The organism is Sphingomonas sp. (genome assembly GCF_017744835.1).
In the GTDB taxonomy this organism is placed as follows: Bacteria; Pseudomonadota; Alphaproteobacteria; order Sphingomonadales; family Sphingomonadaceae; genus Sphingomonas.
On record NZ_JAGIAM010000001.1, the window covers coordinates 380,243 to 398,810 of the forward strand.

The following is an 18,568-nucleotide window of genomic DNA, read 5'->3' on the forward strand; positions in this document are numbered from 1 at the left end:
GAGTTCTAGCCCCTTACGCCTCCTCTAACTCGCGCCAGCCAATATGGTTGCAGTTCCGTTGCACTGCAACATGATTCGCACGACGAAACGTGCTGTAAATCTGAGGTTCAGCCTCGCCCGCGGTAGCTCGGCACGTCCTGCGCCGGCACCCACACCCCCGCCGGGGCCTCGCCGGACTGCCAGAAGACGTCGATGGGGATGCCGCCGCGCGGATACCAATAGCCGCCGATGCGCAGCCATTCGGGCTGCATCTCGCGGAACAGCCGCTCGCCGATGCCCACGGTGCAATCCTCGTGGAAGGCGCCGTGGTTGCGAAAGCTGCCCAGAAACAGCTTGAGCGACTTGGATTCGACGATCGTCTCGCGCGGCACATAGTCGATCACCAGATGCGCGAAATCGGGGGCGCCGGTGATCGGGCACAGCGAAGTGAACTCGGGCGCGGCGAAGCGCACCAGATAGCGGCTGCCCGGCCGCGGATTGGGAACATAGTCGAGCTCGGCCGCTTCTGGAGAAGCAGGAAGCGCGGAGGTCTTGCCTAGATGCTTGGGGTCCATGCGCGGCATTTAGGGGCTGGGAGCCGAATTTGCATCATCCAAGCCACATTCGCCAAATCCTCCCGGCGAAGGAGCCGGTGGCTGCGCTCGCTCCTGCGGCAACGGGCCATTTCCGTTTCGGCAACGACACGCTAGAGCCACGCCTATGAAACCCCTGGTGACCACCGAATGGCTGGCCGGCGCGCTCGGCGAACCCGACCTGCTGGTGCTCGACGCGACCTATACTTCCACCCTCCCCGGAAGCCCGCCACGAGACCCCCGCGCCGATTTCGAGGCCTGGCACATCCCCGGCGCGCGTTTCCTCGATCTCGACACGCTGGTCGACGAGACCAATCCGCTCCCCTCGATGCTCCCCACGGCCGAGCGCGTGGCCGAGCGGATGCGCGCGCTCGGCGTCGGCGCGAACACGCGGATCCTCCTCTACGACGACAGCCCGCACCATGTATCGTGCCGCGCCTGGTGGGTGCTGCGCATGTACGGCGTCGAGGCCTCGCTGCTCGACGGCGGCCTCGCCAAATGGAAGGCCGAAGGGCGCCCGATCGAGACGGGCTCCGCCCCCGCCTCCGCGCCTGTCGATTTCGCGCCCCGCGCTCCGATTGCGCAGGTCCGCACGCTCGCCCAGATGCAGGCCAATGTCGAAAGCGGCGCGGAGCAGGTCGCCGACGCGCGCTCGGCGGCACGCTTCACCGGCGACGAGCCCGACCCGCGCCCCGGCTGCGGATCGGGGCACATCCCCGGCTCGCGCAACATGCCCTCGGGCAGCTTCTTCCAGCCCGACGGCACCTGGAAGCAGCCCGAGGCGCTCGCCGCGCTGTTCCGCGACGCGGGGCTGGACCTCGACAAGCCGCTGGTCGCCACCTGCGGATCGGGGATCACTGCAGCGATCATCGCCTTCGCCGCGCATCTGCTCGGCCGCGAGGTGCCGATCTACGACGGCAGCTGGTCCGAATGGGGCGCCGAGCCCGCAACCCCCAAGGCGCTGGGTCCGGCATGAGCGAGAAGAAGGACGCGACCAAGGTCGTCTCGGCGGGCCGCCGGCCCGAGTGGACGCAGGGCATCGTCAATCCGCCGGTCTGGCGCGCCTCGACGATCCTCTATGATTCGGTCGCCGAGCTGCGCGCGCGCGGCGGCGCCGACACGCACCACAAGCTCTTCTACGGCCGTCGCGGCACGCCGACCCAATGGTCGCTCGCCGAGGCGCTGACCGAACTCGAGCCCGGTGCCGAGGCGACTCTGCTCTTCCCCTCGGGGGTCGCCGCGGTCTCCACCGCGCTGCTCGCGGTGCTCGATCCGGGCGACGAACTACTGCTCGCCGACAGCGTCTATGATCCGACGCGCAACTTCGCCGCGGGCATGCTCGCGCGCTTCGGCATCAGGACGACCTTCTACGATCCGCTGATCGGCGCCGGCATCGCCGATCTGTGCACCGATCGCACCAAGGCCATCTTCCTCGAAAGCCCGGGCAGCCTCACCTTCGAAGTGCAGGATATCCCCGCGATCATCGGCGTCGCGAAACAGCGCGGCATCACCACGCTGATCGACAATACCTGGGCGACGCCGCTGCTGCTGCCTGCGATCCAGATGGGCATCGACTATTCGATCCTCGCCTGCACCAAATACATCGTCGGCCATTCGGACGTGATGCTCGGCTCGGTCACCGCCGCCGAGGGCCAGTACCAGCGGCTGCGCGCCGCCGCCTACCAGCTAGGCCAGACCGCGAGCCCGGACGACGCCTGGCTCGGCGCGCGCGGGCTGCGCACCATGGCGGTTCGGCTCGAGCAGCACGGCCGCGCGGCGCTGCGCATCGCCCAGTGGCTCGCGACGCGCCCCGAAGTCGCGCGCGTGCTCCATCCCGCGCTGCCCAGCTGTCCCGGCCACGAATTTTTCGTCCGCGACTTCAAGGGCGCCTCTGGCCTCTTCTCCTTCGTGCTCAACGGCGGATCCGATGCCGCGCGCGCCGCGCTGATCGACGGGCTCGAGCATTTCGGCATCGGCTTCAGCTGGGGCGGATACGAGAGCCTCGCGCTGCCGGTCGATCCGCAGCGCCATCGCAGCGTCACGCCGTGGCAGGCCGAGGGGCCGGTGGTGCGGCTCCAGATCGGGCTCGAAGACCCCGACGACCTGATCGCCGATCTCGAAGCCGGGCTCGCGCGCTTCACGGCTGCGCGCGGATGATGGCGCGGCTCGGCGCCTGGCTGGCGGGGCACAACCTGCCGGGCACCGCCGAGCTCAGCGAAGGCGCCTTCGCGGCGGGAATCGCCGTCGCCGCCTTCGCGCTCGCCTGGCTCGCCGGCAACACCCTCGGCACGCGGCTCGCGGATTTCCTCGCGGCGCGGCTCAACGGCCATGCCGAGGGGCTGCGCTTCCGCATCTGCGCGATCGTGCGCTGGACCGTGGCGAGCGTGCTGCTCGCGACACTGGCGGTGAGCTGGCCGTGGCTCGCGCTCCCCCGGCTGCTGGTCGGCCTGTTCGAGGGCTTCGCGGTCGCGATGCTCGCCTCGTCGGTGCTGCGCGGGCTCAACATGCCGCGCTGGGCGGCGTGGACTCTGGGGCTGCTCGCCTTCACCGCCGTGTTCAGCCACGCGATCGGCGGCCTCGCCGCAGTCGAGGGGACGCTTGACCGCGTCGGCATCCAGATCGGCCAGCGCCGCCTCTCGCTGCTCTCCGCCTTCACGATGGGCGTCATCATCCTACTGCTCTTCGCCGGCGTGCGGCTCGCCAACCGGCTGCTCACCCACTCGATCGGCCAGGCACGCGGGTTCGACGCGACGCAGAAGCTGCTCTTCCAGAAGCTGGCGGCGATCGCAGTGGTGGTGCTCGCCTTCTTCGTCGGCGTCGACCTGCTTGAGATCGACCTCACCGCTTTCGCCGTCTTCTCGGGCGCCTTCGGCCTCGCGATCGGCTTCGGCCTCCAGAAGACGATCGGCAATCTGATCGCCGGGATCATTCTGCTGATGGACCGCTCGATCAAGCCGGGCGATGTGATCGTGGTGGGCGACAGCTTCGGCTGGGTCAACAAGATCGGCGTGCGCGCGGTCTCGGTCGTGACGCGCGACGGCAAGGAGCATCTGATTCCGAACGAAAATCTGATGACGCAGGAAGTGGAGAACTGGTCCTACACCGATCGCAACGTCCGCGTCCGCATCCCCGTCACGGTTTCCTACGACAGCGACCTGCCGCTCGCGCAGCAGCTGATGCTGCGCGCCGCGAAGGAAAGCCCGCGCGTGCTCGACAGCCCCAAGGCCAATGTCTGGCTGATGGCCTTCGGACAGAACGGCGCCGAGCATGAGATCCTCGCCTGGATCAGCGACCCCGAAAGCGGCGTCGGCAATGTCCGCAGCGACGTGCTCAACCGGCTGTGGCTGCTCTTCAAGGAGCACGGGGTGCGCGTTCCCCATCCGCAGCTCGACGTGCACGTGCAGCAGGCGTTGCGCCGGGCTGAATAGCGCGGCTTGCGCAGGCACTCGCGTGTATTACATAAACGACACACTTGGATAGGCGCGGCGTTGCTCCTATTGATGGGCCGTCAAGCTTGGAGGGATGGGATGGCGACCGAGACTGTTACAGCCGAAAAGGACCTGGTGCTCACGCCGCCCGAACCGGTTCCCACGGTCGCGCCCGAGAAGGCCGCCGGGCTCGTCCCCGTCGACGAGGGCAAGAAGAGTGAGCTGGAGAAGCGCGTCGAAAACTTCGTCGACGATCTCGTTGCGCAGGACGTCAATTCGCCCGAGTTCGGCAAGCGCGTCGATGCGATCGCCGGCATGGGGCAGAAGGAGATCCGCGACGCGGCGGGCCAGTCCAACCGCTTCCTCGATCGCCCCGTCCGCGCGATGAGCGCCGATACCGGCGTCGGCGCCGACCTGCTCGCGCTGCGCAAGACCGTCGAGGAGCTCGATCCGGGCCGCAACGGCAAGCTGATCGGCGGCAACGACGGCTTCCTCTCGAAGATCTTCGGGGGCTCGCCGCTCAAGCAGTATTTCCGCAAGTACCAGTCGTCGCAGACGCACATCCAGGGCATCCTCAAGAACCTTGCCAGCGGCAAGGACGAGCTGCTGATGGACAATGCCGCGATCGATACCGAGCGCGCGAACCTGTGGAACGCCATGGGTCGCCTCGAGCAGATGATCTATCTCTCCAAGGCGATGGACCAGAAGCTCGAGGACAAGGCCAACGATCTCGACCACAGCGATCCGGCCAAGGCCAAGGCGATCCGCGAGACCGCGCTCTTCTACGTCCGCCAGCGCACCCAGGACCTGCTCACCCAGATGGCCGTGACCGTGCAGGGCTATCTCGCGCTCGACCTGGTCAAGAAGAACAATGTCGAGCTGGTGAAGGGCGTCGACCGCGCCTCGACCACCACCGTCTCGGCACTGCGAACCGCCGTCACCGTCGCGCAGGCGCTGACCAACCAGAAGCTGGTGCTTGACCAGATCACTGCGATCAACACCACCACCGCGGGGCTGATCGATTCGACCGGGCAACTGCTCAAGAGCAACACCGCCGCGATCCACGAGCAGGCCGCCAATTCGACGATCCCCGTCGAGACGCTCCAGCGCGCCTTCCAGAACATCTACGACACGATGGACGCGATCGACACCTTCAAGCTCAAGGCGCTCGACAGCATGAAGACCACGGTCAACACGCTCTCGAGCGAAGTCGAGAAGTCGAAGGGCTATATCGCGCGCGCCGAGGGCGCCGCGCAGAACCAGAGCGGCGCGGTGTCCGACACGTTCAAGCTGGAGGCGATGTAGTCCATGCCCACCGACGTCGATCGCCAGCTCGCGCAGGCCGACGCGCTGCTCGAACGGACGCGCGAGCGCTACGGCTCGGTATCGAAGCGTAGCCGCCAGCGCCGCGAGGCCGAGATTCTCCGCCGCGTCGGCCGCATCGCCGCCGCGGACGGGCTGATCATCCTCGTCGCGCTGGTGCTCGGCCTGGTGCTGCCGACCGGCATCGGCATGTTCGGCGCGCTGCTCACGATGGCACTGCTGATCCTCGCCACCGTGGTCTTCGCCATCTTCCCGCTCTCCGCCCCGCCGCGGGTCGAGCAACTCGCGCAGGTGCCGCTCAAGGCGCTGCCGCTCACCACCGAGCGCTGGCTGGAGGCACAGCGCCCCGCGCTGCCCTCGCCGGTCCGCGGGCTGGTCGATTCGATCGGCGTCAAGCTGGAGATGCTGGCGCCCCAGCTCGCCCAGCTCGACGAGAATTCACCCGCCGCAGGCGAAGTCCGCACGCTCGTAGGCGAGCAGCTGCCCGAGCTGATCAACGGCTATGGCCGCGTCCCCGAGCCGCTCCGCCGCGTCGAGCGCAATGGCCTCACGCCCGACCAGCAGCTTGCCCAGGGCCTGCAGGTGATCGACGACGAGATCTCGCAGATGTCCGCCCAGCTCGCCCAGGGCGACCTCGACCTGCTCGCGACGCGCGGCCGCTATCTCCAGATCAAATACCAGGGCGAAGAGCTGGGCGGCTGATCCGCAGGGATCGCCCATGATCCGCGAGGAACCGGGAATGCGGGAATTCGAGGACCCCGATCACTGGGATACCGCTGCCGGCCATTATGAGCGCACCGCGCACCCCTTCACTGCGCGCTTTGCCGAGGATGCGCTAGCCCTCGTAGAACTGACACCGGCGAGCCGCGTGCTCGACGTCGCCGCGGGAACCGGCGCGCTTGCGCTCGCTGCGGCCCGCACAGGTGCGCAGGTGCTCGCGACCGACTTCTCTCCGGGCATGGTGGCGCGCATCGCTGCGCACGGCCTGCCCAATGTCGAGGCGCAGGTGATGGACGGACAGGCGCTCGACCTTCCTGACGCCAGCTTCGATACCGTCTACTCGATCTTCGGCGTCATTATGTTCCTCGACCGGCGCAAGGGCCTCGCCGAGATGGCACGGGTGACGCGGCCCGGCGGGCGGGGCGTGGTCGCGACGTGGCAGGCCCGCGGCGCGGCGACCTTCCTGCTGCTCGGCCGGATACGCGAGAAGCTGTTCCCCGGACGCCCGGGAATGACGATGCCCGAGGCGGTGCAGGCGATGAGCGATCCCACCGATTTTGCCCGCGAGCTGATCGCAGCGGGCTATCGTGAACCCCGCATCGAAAGCGTGACGCACGACTATGCGCTCGAAGTCGCGGCGCTCGACGCGCCCGAAACGCTGTTCGGCATGTCTCCCGACTGGACCAGCCTGAGCGATGCCGAGCAGGCGGCCGTGGTCGAAGAAGTACGCCGGATGGCGAACGGGCGGCCCGTGCTGCCGGTGCCCTCGACGGCGTTGATCGGCGTCGGGCTGCGCTAGCGCGCGCCCACCGTCGCATGCGCACGCTCGGCGAGCCGCTCGACGGCCTGGGCGTGGATACCCGGCACCGTCGCCAGCACGCCGAACGCCTCGGCATTGGGCGTGTTGAAGTCGAGAGGCCGGCCGAAGGCGTCGCTCACCGTCGCCCCCGCCTCGCTGGCGAGCAGCACCGCGGCGGCGATGTCCCATTCATTGCCCCAGCGGATCGTCGCGACGAGATCGGCCTCGCCCGCCGCGACCAGCGCGATCCTGAGCGCGATCGAATTGGGCTTGGGCACCATCACCAGGTCGCGGTCGATCCTGGGAAGCTGGTCCGCGGGCACGCGGGCGCCGGCAAGCTGGTCGCGGCTCGCGACGCGCAAGCGCTCGCCGTTGCGGAAGGCGCCGCCGCCGGCAGTCGCGGTCCACACTTCGCCCCGCGCGGGCGCGTCGAGCACGCCGATCACCGGCCGGCCCCTGTCGACCAGCGCGACCGAGATCGCCCAGCCGCTCCGGCCGCGCAGATAGTCGCGCGTGCCGTCGATCGGATCGACCACCCAGATGCGCTCGGCGCCGAGCCGCGCCGCGTCGTCGATCGTCTCCTCGGAGAGCCATCCTGCGTCGGGCAGCAAAGCGCCCAGCCGCTGGCGCAGCATCCCGTCGAGCTCGAGATCGACGGCGCACACCGGATTGCCCGGCGCCTTCTCCCAGCGGCGGAAGTCGGTCTCCCACAGCTCCATCGCGAGCCGCCCGGCATCGGCGGCGATCGCCGCGACTTCCTCGGCAAGCTCAGGCACCGGCGATCGTCATCCCGTCGATGCGCAGCGTCGGGGCGTTGACGCCGTAGCGGAACTCCAGATCGTTGGCGGGCACGAGCGCCGCGAACATGTCGCGCAGATTGCCCGCGATGGTGATCTCCGAGACCGGCCGGGTGATCTCGCCCTTCTCGATCAGGAAGCCCGCCGCGCCGCGGCTATAGTCGCCGGTTACCCCGTTGACGCCCTGCCCGATCAGCTCGGTCACCAGCACGCCGCGCTCGATGTCCTCGATCAGCGTCTCGGGCGGGATGCTGCCGGCCTGCATGAAGAGGTTGCCGGGCGAGACGCCGGGCGCCCCGCCCACGCCGCGCGCGGCATGGCCGGTCGGCTCCAGCCCCAGCTGCCGCGCGGAGGCGCTGTCGAGCAGCCAAGTCTCCAGCACGCCGGCGTCGATCAGCTTGAGCGGCTGCACCGGCAGCCCCTCGCCGTCGAACGGGCGCGATCGCAAGCCGCGCGGCCGGTGCGGATCGTCGCAAACCGTCACGCCCTTGGCGAAGATCTGCTTGCCCATCGAATCGAGCAGGAAGCTGGTCTTGCGCGTGATCGCCGATCCGGTGATCGCACCGATCAGATGGCCGAGCAGGCTGGCCGAGACGCGGCGGTCGAACACCACCGGCATCGCGCCGCTCGCGATTTTCTGCGGATCGAGCCGCGCGACGGCGCGCTCGCCCGCGCGGCGGCCGATCGCCTCGGCCGATTCGAGCATCGATGCGTGGCGGGCGCTATGGTGCGCATGGTCGCGCTCCATCCCCCCGCCCGTGCCGGCGAGCACACTCGCCGAGACGCCGTGGCTCGACTGCGCATAACCGCCGGCAAAGCCGTGGCTCGTCGCCAGCGCCATCACCGATCGAGTCGCCCCGGCGCTGCCGCCCTCGCTGTTGGTGACGCCCTCCACCGCGCGCGCCGCATCCTCGGCCGCCAGCGCGCGCTCCTTTAGCGCCTGGGGCTCGACTTCGGCGCCATCGTCCAGATCGAGCAAAGGCGGACGGCCGTGGAGCAGCCGCGCCTCGGGCGCGAGCCCCGCCCATTGGTCCTCGGGCGCCTCGCGCGCCATCGCAATCGCGCGCTCCACCAGCGTATCGAGCGATTGAGAGCCGAGGTCGGAAGTCGAGACGCTCGCCGAGCGCCGCCCGACGAACACGCGCAGCCCCAGCTCCTCACTCTCGGAACGCTCGACGTCCTCGAGCGCGCTCATGCGCACCGATACGGAGAGCGAGCGATCGGCGGCAAAGACGGCGTCGGCGGCATCGGCACCGGCGGCACGCGCGCGCCCGACGATATCGTGGACGCGCTCGCAGGCTTGGGACTCGGTTAGCATCTTGGCGACTTAGGTATCGCGGCCCCCAAGGTCAAAGCGTCTGACCCACCACGAAGCAGGCCGCGAACATCAGCAGCCCCGCGTTGCGGTTCGATCGGAAGCGGCGGAGCGCATTGGCCCCGTCCGCAGGCGCCATCGTCAGCACCTGCCAGCCGAGGTGCAGCGCCATCGGCAGCAGCGCGGCAAGCGCCAGCACGTCGGGGCGGAGCTGCCAGAAGGCCGCGCCCCAGAGCAGCAGCGCCAGCGCATAGAAACCCGCCACGCCGGGCCGCACCTGCCGCCCCAGCCGCCGCGCCGAGGAGCGCACGCCGACCAGCGCGTCGTCCTCCACGTCCTGCAGCGCATAGATGGTGTCGTATCCGATCACCCAGAAGATGCAGCCGGCGTAGAGCAGCAGCCCCGGCGTCCAGCTCATGTCGGGCGCCTCGGCCCAGCCGACCAGCGCCGCCCAGGAGAAGACCAGCCCCAGCCATGCCTGCGGCCACCAGGTGATCCGCTTCATGAAGGGATAGGCGGCGACCAGCGCCACGCTTCCCACCGCGACCAGCGCCGCGCGGGGGGTGAGCTGCACCAGCACCACCAGCCCGACCAGGCACAAAGCGAGCAGCCAGATCCACGCCGCCTTGAGCGACACCGCCCCGCTCGCCACCGGCCGGCTGCGCGTGCGCGCCACCTGGCGGTCGAGGTCGCGGTCGACGATGTCGTTGTAGACGCACCCCGCGCCGCGCATCGCGATGCTGCCGAGCAGGAACCACAGGATCAGCCCCCAGCGCGCGACGGCATTGCCCGAAAGCGCGACGGCCCAGCCGCCGGGCCAGAAGAGCAGCCACCAGCCGATCGGCCGGTCGAAGCGCGCGAGCAGCGCATAGGGCCGCGCCGCCGCCGGCAGCAGGCCCACCAGCCCGCGATGCTCGGTGTCGGGTACGATCTGCGAGGTCTCGGCCATGGCCTCGTCTCCGCGCGCCGGCACCAAATATCAACCCCCGGCCCGGACAAACTCTTGCGACAATTGCGCCGTAGGACGCGCCCGACATTACTTGAACGGAACGATCGATGCGCCGATTTCTCCTCACCGGCTTCGCGCTCGCCGCCAGCGCTGCCGCAGCCCCCGCTCTCGCCGAAGGCCCCAGCATGTTCGTCAGCCCGATGGGCGAGCCGTTCCGCGGGCCCGACGCGCCCAATCTCTGGTTCGACCAGGCCGACACCAGCCATGACGGCGCACTGACGCTCCCCGAGATGGAGGCCGATGCGATGCGCTTCTTCGCGACGCTCGACCGCAAGCACGACGGCGAGATCGATCCCGACGACCTAGAATATTACGAGAATGTCGTCGCGCCGATGGTCCGGGTGGCGGGCGGCGGCGGCGGGCCCGGAGGCGGCGACGGACCCGGCGGCGGCGATTCGGACGGCCCGTCGCGCCCGTCCGCCTATGTCGCCGGCGGCGCCGCGCGCTTCGGCTATTTCAGCTATCCCGAGCCGGTGATCGTCGCCGACACCAATTTCAACCGCGGCGTCGACCAGCGCGAGTTCCGCGCCGCCGCCGACAAAAGGTTCGCGCTGCTCGACAAGAACGGCGACGGCAAGCTCGAGAAGGGCGAGCTGCCCAAGATCGATCCGCCGTCGTTCCGCGGCGGCAAGGGCGGCGGCCGGGGTCACGGCGGCGGCCGTCACGGCGGACATCGCGGCGGCGGCATGGGTGGAATGGGCAGAATGGGCGGGGGCATGGGCCCCGGCGGCATGGGCGAGTGACGATCCCGCCGCGCCTTTGCAGTATTCGCTGAAGCGGCACCGGCCCGCTCCCCCAGCCGGCCACCCAACGGCAGTATCATATGGGTGGCCGGGTGGGGGAGCGGGCCGGTGCCGGAACTGACTCTAGTGCGCGCGGTCGGCTGCCTTGTCCGCCGCCCAGGCATAGTCGCGCGCGGCGGCGCGAAGCTCGGGGTCCTCGAACGCAACGTCGGGATCGGGCGCCGCACCCAGCGCATGGAGCAGCGCCCAGAGCGCGAAGCGCCGCCCGGGCTCCTGCTCCACGGCGAAGTCGGTGCCCAGCCGCTCGATACCGCGCTCCAGCGCGACGGGATCGTCGAGCCCTTCGGTGCCGAAATAATGGGTTAACAGCGCGTCGAGGTCCATGCCGCCAGCACTGCGCCTCGCCGCCGCCGCATGCAAGCGCCTCCGGTTGAAGCCGCGCGCCGGATCGGCCAGAGAAAGCCGATGCCCGCCACCCCCGCCTGGCCGCCGCAATCGACTCCGCGGCTCTTCGTCGAGACAGTGCTCTCCGCCGGCCTGCGCCTGCCGCTCGACGGCGCGCCGGCCAATTACCTGCTCGCAGTGATGCGATTGAAGAACGGCGATCCGGTCAAGCTGTTCGACGGCGCCACCGGCGAATGGCTCGCGCTCGCCCGCGACTTGCGCAAGCGCGACCTCGTCCTCGAAGTCACCGAACAGCTCCGCCCGCTCGAGCCCGTGCCCGATCTCTGGCTCTGCGCCGCGCCGATCAAGAAGGGCCGGATCGACTGGGTCGCCGAAAAGGCCTGCGAGCTCGGCGTCGCCCGCCTCCTCCCGGTGCTCACCCGCCGCACCGTGATCGACCGGCTCAACCTCGATCGGTTGCGCAGCCACATGGTCGAGGCGGCAGAGCAATGCGGCCGCACTGCGCTTCCTGAACTCGCCGAACCGGTCAAGCTCGCCGCGCTGCTCTGCGACTGGCCGGCCGAGCGCACGCTGTTCTTCGCCGACGAGACCGGCGGCGTCCCCGCGGTCGAGGCGATGCGCGCCCGCCCCGGCCCCGCCGCGATCCTGGTCGGCCCCGAAGGCGGGTTCGATGCCGAGGAGCGCGAGGCGATCCGCGCGCTTCCCCAGGCCGTCGGCATCGCGCTCGGCCCGCGCATCCTGCGTGCCGAGACCGCCGCCGCGGCCGCCGTAAGCCTTTGGATGGGCACGGCCGGCGATTGGTGACCGAACGGTACATATTCACTCTGGCGCACCGCCCGCGCCGCGAGTAAAGGCCCGCGCATGAGCACGAAGACCGTTTCGAACAGCAACGCAGCGGTCATCGAGGATCGTGCGCAGCTCATCGACTATTTCGCCCGCGGCGAGAAGCCCAAGGACCGTTGGCGCATCGGCACCGAGCACGAGAAGTTCGTCTTCTCGACGCGCGACCACCACGCCCCCAGCTATGACGAGCCCGGCGGCATCCGCGACCTGCTGATGGCGCTCACCGAGTTCGGCTGGAAGCCGATCGAGGAGAATGGCAACGTCATCGCGCTCGCGGGGCCGGACGGCACGGTAAGCCTCGAGCCGGCGGGCCAGCTCGAGCTTTCGGGCGCGCCGCTCGAGAATCTCCACCAGACCTGCGCCGAGACCGGGCGCCACTTGCAGCAGGTCAAGCGCGTCGGCGAACGGCTCGGCTTCGAAGTGCTCGGCCTCGGCATGTGGCACGACAAGGCGCGCGCCGACCTGCCGATCATGCCCAAGGGGCGCTACGGCATCATGCTGCGCCACATGCCGCGCGTCGGTAGCCTCGGGCTCGACATGATGCTGCGCACCTGCACGATCCAGGTGAACCTCGACTATGCGTCCGAGGCGGACATGGCCAAGAAGTTCCGCGTCGGCCTCGCGCTCCAGCCGCTGGCGACCGCGCTCTTCGCCAATTCGCCCTTCACCGAGGGCAAGCCCAACGGCTTCCTCAGCTTCCGCAGCCACATCTGGTCGGACACCGATCCGGCGCGCACCGGCATGCTGCCCTTCGTGTTCGAAGAGGGCTTCGGCTATGAGCGCTACGCCGAGTACGCGCTCGATGTGCCGATGTACTTCGTCTACCGCGACGGCCAGTACATCGACGCCGCCGGCCAGAGCTTCCGCGATTTCCTGAAGGGCGAGCTCCCCGCCTATCCCGGCCACAAGCCGACGATCGACGACTGGGCCGACCATCTCTCGACCGCCTTCCCCGAAGTGCGGCTCAAGACCTTCCTCGAGATGCGCGGCGCCGACGGCGGCCGCTGGGGCCGCATCTGCGCGCTGCCGGCGCTCTGGGTCGGGCTGCTCTACGACGAAGCGGCGCTCGACGCGGCGTGGGACGTGGTCAAGGGCTGGTCGATGGAAGAGCGCGAGGCGCTGCGCAATGCGGTGCCGAAGCTCGCGCTCAACGCGCCGATCCCCGGCGGCGGCATTCTCCGCGACATCGCCGGCGAGGTGCTCGACATCGCCGGCGCCGGCCTCAACGCCCGCGCGCGGTTCAACGCCTCGGGCGACAACGAGAGCGGCTTCCTCGACCCGCTCCGCGAGATCGTCCGCACCGGCCGCGTGCCCGCGCAGATCCTGCTCGACCGCTACAACGGCGATTGGGGCGGCGACATCACGCGGGTGTACGAAGAAGCGAAGTTCTGAATCCCATCGTCATCCCCGCGAAGGCGGGGACCCAGGAATCACGAGCGCCGTCGCCTGGGGCTCTGGGTCCCCGCCTTCGCGGGGATGACGGTTGAATATTCGCCCAAACACCCGCGGCACCACGCCATGTCGCGCCATCCACGCGTCATAGTCCCGATAGACCGGATCCGCGCGCAAATGCCGTTCCTCGGTTCGCGCGCGCCAGTAATAGACTCCGCTCACCACCCCCATCACCGCGGCGTTGCGGATTCCGTCCACCCAGCCGGTGGTGGCGAGAAAGGGCATCGATGAGAGCCACCAGAACAGGTTCTTCGACAGATAGGCCGGGTGCCGGCTCCATGCATAAGGGCCGTGGGTGATAACCCCGCGGTTGGTGAGGTTGGAGAAGCGCAGCCCGAACGCCACCGTCGCCCAGGCATAGATAGCCGTCAGCACGGCCAGCATCATGCCCCAGCCCGCCAGCAGCCAGGCGGGCGCGCCGCTCATCCACCAGGTCCATTCGGCCGCACCGGTGTGATAATCGAGCGCCCCGCCTTCGCGCATCAGCACGAAGGGCGGATAGCAGATCAGCGCCGCGGTCCAGCCAGCCGCATAGGGATTGGCGGTGCGGATGTGCGCGTCGAGCGGGCGGAAGGTCAGGATGTACCCCGCCGTCGCGAACGCCACGTCGACCACGAACATGAAGCCGACCAGCGTACCCGCCAGCCGCACCGGATCGCCCAGCACCGCGCGCGGATCGGTCGAAACCAGCTCGGCGAAGCCGATCGGCACCACCGCGAGCATGAAGGCCAGGAAGAAGCCCTTCACGGCCCAGCTGCGCAGATGGTTCCAGATCGCCTCGGCGTTCCAGCCCTTCTGCCCCATCGCCCAGGCGCCGAGCGACCAGGCGCCATCGCGCGGCTCGATCAGCCGCCGGTCGATCCACAGCACATAGGGAATCGAGCCGAGGAACAGCAAAGGCGAGGCCATGCCGAAGCACCAGAGCGCGAAGGGGAAATCGGCATAATCGGTGTTCCACCAGAAGCGCCCCGCGGCATAGACGGCCGCAAGTGCTCCCCAGGTCAGCCACAGCCCGACGAGCTTGGTCACCGACAGGTCGATCGTCTCGCGCCACGGGCGCGGCATGGCCCAGTCGATCCCCGTCGAGGGATTGCGATGGACCTTGTCGACCAGCAGCGACCACAGGACCATCGGCAGCGCGCAGGCCAGCACATTGACCAGCGCCGCATAGGGCCCGTCCATGCCGAAGCGGTGCGCCACCGCCATCCACGCCGTGAGCCCGGCAAGTCCGGCCAGCCCCACGCCATGGCTCACCGCAGAGCGCGGGCGGGGCTCGGCCTTGGCCCGGGCGGCAAGGGCGCGGTCGTGATACATGGCCGAAACATCTAGCCGCCAATGGTTAGGGAGCCGTGAAGGGCGGCTCGTCGCGCCCTTTACCCGTCCCGCCTCAGCGGCTTAAGAGCCGTCCATCCTTCCTCCCAGACGAGGTCGCTCCAGAATGAATCGCGCCCTTCCGCTTGCCGCCCTGCTCCTCGCCACTGCCGCGCCTGCTTTTGCGCAGAATTCCGCGCCGCAGCCGGTGCCGTTCGTCGACACCATCCCCGCAGCGCGCGACGTGCCCTATCCGGGCACGCTCCAGCTCGACATCGACGCGACCGACACCCAGCGCGGCATCTTCCGCGTCAAGCAGACCATCCCCGTCGCGAAGAGCGGCCATATGGTGCTGCTCTACCCGAAGTGGCTGCCCGGCAAGCACGGCCCCCGCGGCGAGATCGAGAAGCTGGCCGGCCTGCAGATTCGCGCGAACGGCCAGCGCGTCGAGTGGAAGCGCGACCCGGTCGACGTCTTCGCCTTCCATGTCGAAGTGCCGCGCGGCGCCCGCCAGCTCGACCTCGAATTCCAGTTCGTCTCGGCGACCGCGCCCGACCAGGGCCGCATCGTGATGACGCCCGAGCTGATCAGCCTCCAGTTCAATTCGATGAGCCTCTATCCGGCCGGCTATTTCACGCGCCAGATCCCGGTGCAGGCGCGAGTGAAGTACCCCGACGGCTGGTCGGCCGCCTCGGGCCTTCCCGCCAACGCGGTCGGCTCGACCTACACCTATGACAAGACCAACTACGAAGTGCTGGTCGATTCGCCGGTGCTCGCCGGCCGCTACGGCCGCGCCTTCGAGCTCAGCCCGCGCGTGACGCTCAACGTCTTCGCCGACAGCCCCGAGGAGCTCGCAGCCACGCCCGAGCAGATCGACGCGCACCGCCGGCTGGTCGACCAGGTAGTCAAGACCATGGGGTCGCAGCACTACGACCATTATCATTTCCTGCTGTCGATCAGCGACGAGCTCGGCGGGATCGGGCTCGAGCATCATCGCAGCTCCGAGGACGGCGTGCGCCCCGGCTATTTCACCAAATGGGACGAGAATCCCTCGGGCCGCAACCTGCTGCCGCACGAGTTCACCCACAGCTGGGACGGCAAGTACCGCCGCGGCGCCGACCTCTGGGCGCCCGATTTCCGCACCCCCACCATCGGTTCGCTGCTCTGGGTCTATGAAGGCCAGACCCAGTTCTGGGGCTATGTCTTCCAGGCGCGCTCGGGGCTGGTGAGCAAGGACGTCACGCTCGACGCCTATGCCGCGATCATGGCGAGCCTCGACAATCGCGCCGGCCGCACCTGGCGGCCGATGGGCGACACCACCAACGATCCCGTGATCACGCCCCGCGCGCCCAAGGGCTGGGTGAGCTGGCAGCGCTCGGAGGATTATTACAACGAGGGCCTGCTGATCTGGATGGAAGTCGATTCGATCCTGCGCGAGCAGTCGAAGGGCACCAGGTCGATCGACGATTTCGCCCGCGCCTTCTTCCAGGGCCGCGACGGCGACTATGGCGAAGTGGTCTACACTTTCGACGACGTCGTCCGTGCGCTCGACGCCATCCAGCCCTATGACTGGCGCTCACTGCTCGACAAGCGCGTCAACCATGTCTCGGATCGCGCCCCGCTCGCCGGGTTCGAGCGCAACGGCTACAAGCTCGTCTATACCGAGGAGCCCAACAAGGCATCGAGCAAGACCGGCGTGGACCTCGCCTATTCGCTCGGCCTCACCCTCGGCCCCAAGGGTCTCGTCGCGGTCGCCTGGGGCAGCCCCGCCTTCGATGCCGGGATCGACCTCGGCGACGAGATCGTCGCAGTGAACGGCCGCGGCTATACCGCCGACCGGATCAAGGCCGCGGTGCGCGACGCCAGGACCGACAAGGAGCCCATTCGCCTGCTGCTCAAGAGCGGCGACCGCTTCCGCGAAGTCGCCATCGACTATCATGGCGGGCTTCGCTATCCGCACCTCGTTAAGACGGCCGCGGGAGAGGCTGGCCTCGACAAGCTGCTCCAGCCCCGCTGAGACGGGGCGGGGCGCCAACCACAGGTGCTGAAATGCGTATCGACTTGATTCCGGTGGGCGACGATCCGCCGAACAACCTCAACGTGATCATCGAAGTCCCCACCGGCGGCGAGCCGGTGAAGTATGAGTTCGACAAGGCCTCGGGCGCGCTGTTCGTGGATCGCATCCTGCACACGCCGATGCGCTATCCCGCGAACTATGGCTTCGTGCCGCACACGCTGTCGCCCGACGGCGACCCGCTCGACGCGCTGGTGATCGCGCGCTCGCCCTTCGTGCCGGGCTGCGTCGTCCGCGCCCGCCCGATCGCGGTGCTCAAGCTCGAGGACGAGGCCGGCGGCGACGAGAAGCTCGTCTGCGTCCCCGTCGACAGCACCTTCCCCTATTACACCGACGTGGGCGAGCGGCATGACCTGCCCTCGATCGTGCTCCAGCAGATCGAGCATTTCTTCAAGCACTACAAGGACTTGGAAGCCAAGAAGTGGGTCCGCATCGGCGAATGGGGCGATGCCGAGGAAGCCAAGCGGATCGTCCTCGAGGCGATCGAGGCAGCCAAGAAGGCCAAGGAAGCCGCGGCCGCCTGAGGCGTGCCGCCCGGAGGTGAAGCGGCGATGACAGAGCAGGGACGCAGGCGGCGGACGATCGGCAATCTGATCGCGCCGCCGCGCTTCCTGGTCTTCATCGCCGCCGCAGCCATCGGGCTCTTCTTCGCCATTCCCGCCTGGGGCACTCGCACCGGGATCATGGCGGCGTTCGACGCCGCCGCGCTGATCTTCCTGCTCGCGGCGCTGCCGCTGCTCGCGCACCGCTCGAACGACATGCGCCGCTCGGCCGCGCTCAACGACGCGAACCGGCCGCTGCTCCTCCTCCTGACCGTCGCAGTCAGCTTCGTCGTGCTGGTGGCAGTCGCGAGCGAGCTGATGGAGCCCGACGTGCCGCGGCGCTGGTCGCTGGCGCTGGTCATCGCCACGCTGGCGCTGTGCTGGACCTTCAGCAACACCGTCTACGCGCTCCATTACGCGCATCTCTATTACCGCGAGGGCGAGAGCGGCGACGCCGCCGGTCTCGAGTTCCCCGAAACGCCCGAGCCCGATTACTGGGACTTCGTCTATTTCGCCTTCTGCCTGGGCATGACCTTCCAGACCAGCGACGTGACCGTCACCCAGGGCCGGCTGCGCCGCCCGGTCACGCTCCACTGCCTCGCAGCCTTCGTCTTCAACCTCGGCGTGCTCGCGTTCACGATCAACGTGCTGGGGGGTTAGGACGATGCGGGAACTAGCCTTAGCGTTCCCGGAACTTCTGGATGGCGATCCAGACGTAGAGGCTGAACATCGTGCCACTTCCGACGAGCCACGCCCAGGACGCGAAATCGCGCTCCGTCGCGGTGAGACTCTTCAGGAATGCTGCACCGCTAAACAGCAGCGCGAAGATAACAAAGCGCCAGTTCAGCAGCGCGCGGGCCTCACGCTTCGCTTGCGAAACGGGCAGCGGCGGCGCGCTGTCAGGTCTGTCCTTGACGAGACGAGCCGGCGCTAAGCTGGCCCAGAATATCCATCCGCACACGCCTGCCACAACAACTGCGGTACTCACCGAATCCGACCAGTCGGGAAGCGACAGGGCGCTTGAAATCGAGATCCAGAGGAATATGGCGAGCATGACGATGCCGACCATCTTCCACGTCCCTGTCGGGCCAGCGACTTTGCGCCAGCCTTCAATCAATTCATCACGCTCCTCGGCGGTCACGAGCTTCCCGCCACCCTTTTTGGACGGGTAATAGAGATAGCCCCCTTCGATCGGTTTGAACCGCTTGGCGAACGCACCCATCGAATCGAACACT

19 protein-coding genes are annotated in these 18,568 nt (G+C 68.7%); 12 read left to right on the top strand and 7 right to left on the bottom strand.

The annotated features are described in order from the left end of the window. Nucleotides 1–107: 107 nt before the first annotated feature. On the bottom strand, nucleotides 108–563 hold the full coding sequence (queF, locus tag J7500_RS01720) for a preQ(1) synthase (RefSeq protein WP_294059449.1): 456 nt from the start codon (nucleotides 561–563) through the stop codon (nucleotides 108–110). 136 nt (nucleotides 564–699) lie between these two features. Here queF and J7500_RS01725 point away from each other — a divergent pair, with 136 nt between their 5' ends. The 6 genes from J7500_RS01725 (at nucleotide 700) to J7500_RS01750 (ending at nucleotide 6,842) form a co-directional block, all read left to right on the top strand. Next, nucleotides 700–1,548 (top strand): sulfurtransferase, encoded by an 849-nt coding sequence (locus tag J7500_RS01725; RefSeq protein WP_294059451.1) that lies wholly within the window; start codon nucleotides 700–702, stop codon nucleotides 1,546–1,548. Then, nucleotides 1,545–2,729 carry a cystathionine beta-lyase gene (metC, locus tag J7500_RS01730; RefSeq protein ID WP_294059454.1) on the top strand — a complete coding sequence of 395 codons (1,185 nt, stop codon included), beginning with the start codon at nucleotides 1,545–1,547 and terminating at the stop codon, nucleotides 2,727–2,729. The genes J7500_RS01725 and metC overlap by 4 nt, the downstream gene beginning before the upstream one ends. Then, on the top strand, nucleotides 2,729–4,000 hold the full coding sequence (locus tag J7500_RS01735; protein WP_294059457.1) for a mechanosensitive ion channel domain-containing protein: 1,272 nt from the start codon (nucleotides 2,729–2,731) through the stop codon (nucleotides 3,998–4,000). The genes metC and J7500_RS01735 overlap by 1 nt, the downstream gene beginning before the upstream one ends. Before the next feature lie 99 nt (nucleotides 4,001–4,099). Further along, nucleotides 4,100–5,305 carry a toxic anion resistance protein gene (locus tag J7500_RS01740; protein WP_294059459.1) on the top strand — a complete coding sequence of 402 codons (1,206 nt, stop codon included), beginning with the start codon at nucleotides 4,100–4,102 and terminating at the stop codon, nucleotides 5,303–5,305. Between the two features lie 3 nt (nucleotides 5,306–5,308). Continuing rightward, on the top strand, nucleotides 5,309–6,025 hold the full coding sequence (locus J7500_RS01745; RefSeq protein WP_294059462.1) for a hypothetical protein: 717 nt from the start codon (nucleotides 5,309–5,311) through the stop codon (nucleotides 6,023–6,025). A 37-nt stretch (nucleotides 6,026–6,062) separates the two neighbouring features. After that, a complete protein-coding gene (locus tag J7500_RS01750) occupies nucleotides 6,063–6,842 on the top strand; it encodes a class I SAM-dependent methyltransferase (RefSeq protein WP_294059464.1) in 780 nt (259 codons plus the stop codon). Here the strand turns inward: J7500_RS01750 and J7500_RS01755 are convergent. From J7500_RS01755 to ubiA, 3 genes are read right to left on the bottom strand one after another with little or no spacing between them, the layout of a single operon-like run. Beyond that, entirely contained in the window at nucleotides 6,839–7,618 is a 780-nt protein-coding gene (locus J7500_RS01755; protein ID WP_294059466.1) for a 3'(2'),5'-bisphosphate nucleotidase CysQ, read from the bottom strand. The two genes, J7500_RS01750 and J7500_RS01755, sit on opposite strands and share 4 nt — an antisense overlap. After that, a complete protein-coding gene (locus J7500_RS01760) occupies nucleotides 7,611–8,957 on the bottom strand; it encodes a metallopeptidase TldD-related protein (protein ID WP_294059468.1) in 1,347 nt (448 codons plus the stop codon). Before J7500_RS01760 ends, J7500_RS01755 begins: the two co-directional genes overlap by 8 nt. A gap of 31 nt (nucleotides 8,958–8,988) precedes the next feature. After that, a complete protein-coding gene (gene ubiA, locus J7500_RS01765) occupies nucleotides 8,989–9,903 on the bottom strand; it encodes a 4-hydroxybenzoate octaprenyltransferase (protein WP_294059470.1) in 915 nt (304 codons plus the stop codon). Nucleotides 9,904–10,010: 107 nt separating this feature from the next. Between ubiA and J7500_RS01770 the strand changes: the two genes are divergently transcribed. Further along, on the top strand, nucleotides 10,011–10,706 hold the full coding sequence (locus J7500_RS01770) for an EF-hand domain-containing protein (protein WP_294059473.1): 696 nt from the start codon (nucleotides 10,011–10,013) through the stop codon (nucleotides 10,704–10,706). A gap of 123 nt (nucleotides 10,707–10,829) precedes the next feature. Here the strand turns inward: J7500_RS01770 and J7500_RS01775 are convergent, their stop codons facing one another. After that, nucleotides 10,830–11,090 (bottom strand): hypothetical protein, encoded by a 261-nt coding sequence (locus tag J7500_RS01775; protein WP_294059474.1) that lies wholly within the window; start codon nucleotides 11,088–11,090, stop codon nucleotides 10,830–10,832. Between the two features lie 81 nt (nucleotides 11,091–11,171). Here J7500_RS01775 and J7500_RS01780 point away from each other — a divergent pair, with 81 nt between their 5' ends. Together J7500_RS01780 and J7500_RS01785 are read left to right on the top strand one after the other, a co-directional pair. Next, entirely contained in the window at nucleotides 11,172–11,915 is a 744-nt protein-coding gene (locus tag J7500_RS01780; protein ID WP_294059476.1) for a 16S rRNA (uracil(1498)-N(3))-methyltransferase, read from the top strand. 57 nt (nucleotides 11,916–11,972) lie between these two features. Beyond that, nucleotides 11,973–13,346 carry a glutamate--cysteine ligase gene (locus J7500_RS01785; protein WP_294059477.1) on the top strand — a complete coding sequence of 458 codons (1,374 nt, stop codon included), beginning with the start codon at nucleotides 11,973–11,975 and terminating at the stop codon, nucleotides 13,344–13,346. A 9-nt stretch (nucleotides 13,347–13,355) separates the two neighbouring features. Here the strand turns inward: J7500_RS01785 and J7500_RS01790 are convergent, their stop codons facing one another. Then, nucleotides 13,356–14,720, bottom strand: coding sequence for an isoprenylcysteine carboxylmethyltransferase family protein (locus tag J7500_RS01790; RefSeq protein WP_294059479.1), 1,365 nt, complete (start codon nucleotides 14,718–14,720; stop codon nucleotides 13,356–13,358). Nucleotides 14,721–14,844: 124 nt separating this feature from the next. Here J7500_RS01790 and J7500_RS01795 point away from each other — a divergent pair, with 124 nt between their 5' ends. The 3 genes from J7500_RS01795 to J7500_RS01805 are packed head-to-tail and all read left to right on the top strand — an operon-like array spanning nucleotide 14,845 to nucleotide 17,993. After that, entirely contained in the window at nucleotides 14,845–16,734 is a 1,890-nt protein-coding gene (locus J7500_RS01795) for a peptidase M61 (RefSeq protein WP_294059482.1), read from the top strand. Nucleotides 16,735–16,766: 32 nt separating this feature from the next. Beyond that, a complete protein-coding gene (gene ppa, locus J7500_RS01800; protein ID WP_294059484.1) occupies nucleotides 16,767–17,315 on the top strand; it encodes an inorganic diphosphatase in 549 nt (182 codons plus the stop codon). Between the two features lie 27 nt (nucleotides 17,316–17,342). Next, on the top strand, nucleotides 17,343–17,993 hold the full coding sequence (locus J7500_RS01805) for a DUF1345 domain-containing protein (protein ID WP_294059486.1): 651 nt from the start codon (nucleotides 17,343–17,345) through the stop codon (nucleotides 17,991–17,993). A 19-nt stretch (nucleotides 17,994–18,012) separates the two neighbouring features. Here J7500_RS01805 and J7500_RS01810 read toward each other — a convergent pair whose 3' ends face one another. Further along, complete coding sequence (locus J7500_RS01810; protein WP_294059489.1) at nucleotides 18,013–18,567, bottom strand: hypothetical protein; 555 nt, start codon at nucleotides 18,565–18,567, stop codon at nucleotides 18,013–18,015. Between the last annotated feature and the right edge of the window lies 1 nt (nucleotide 18,568).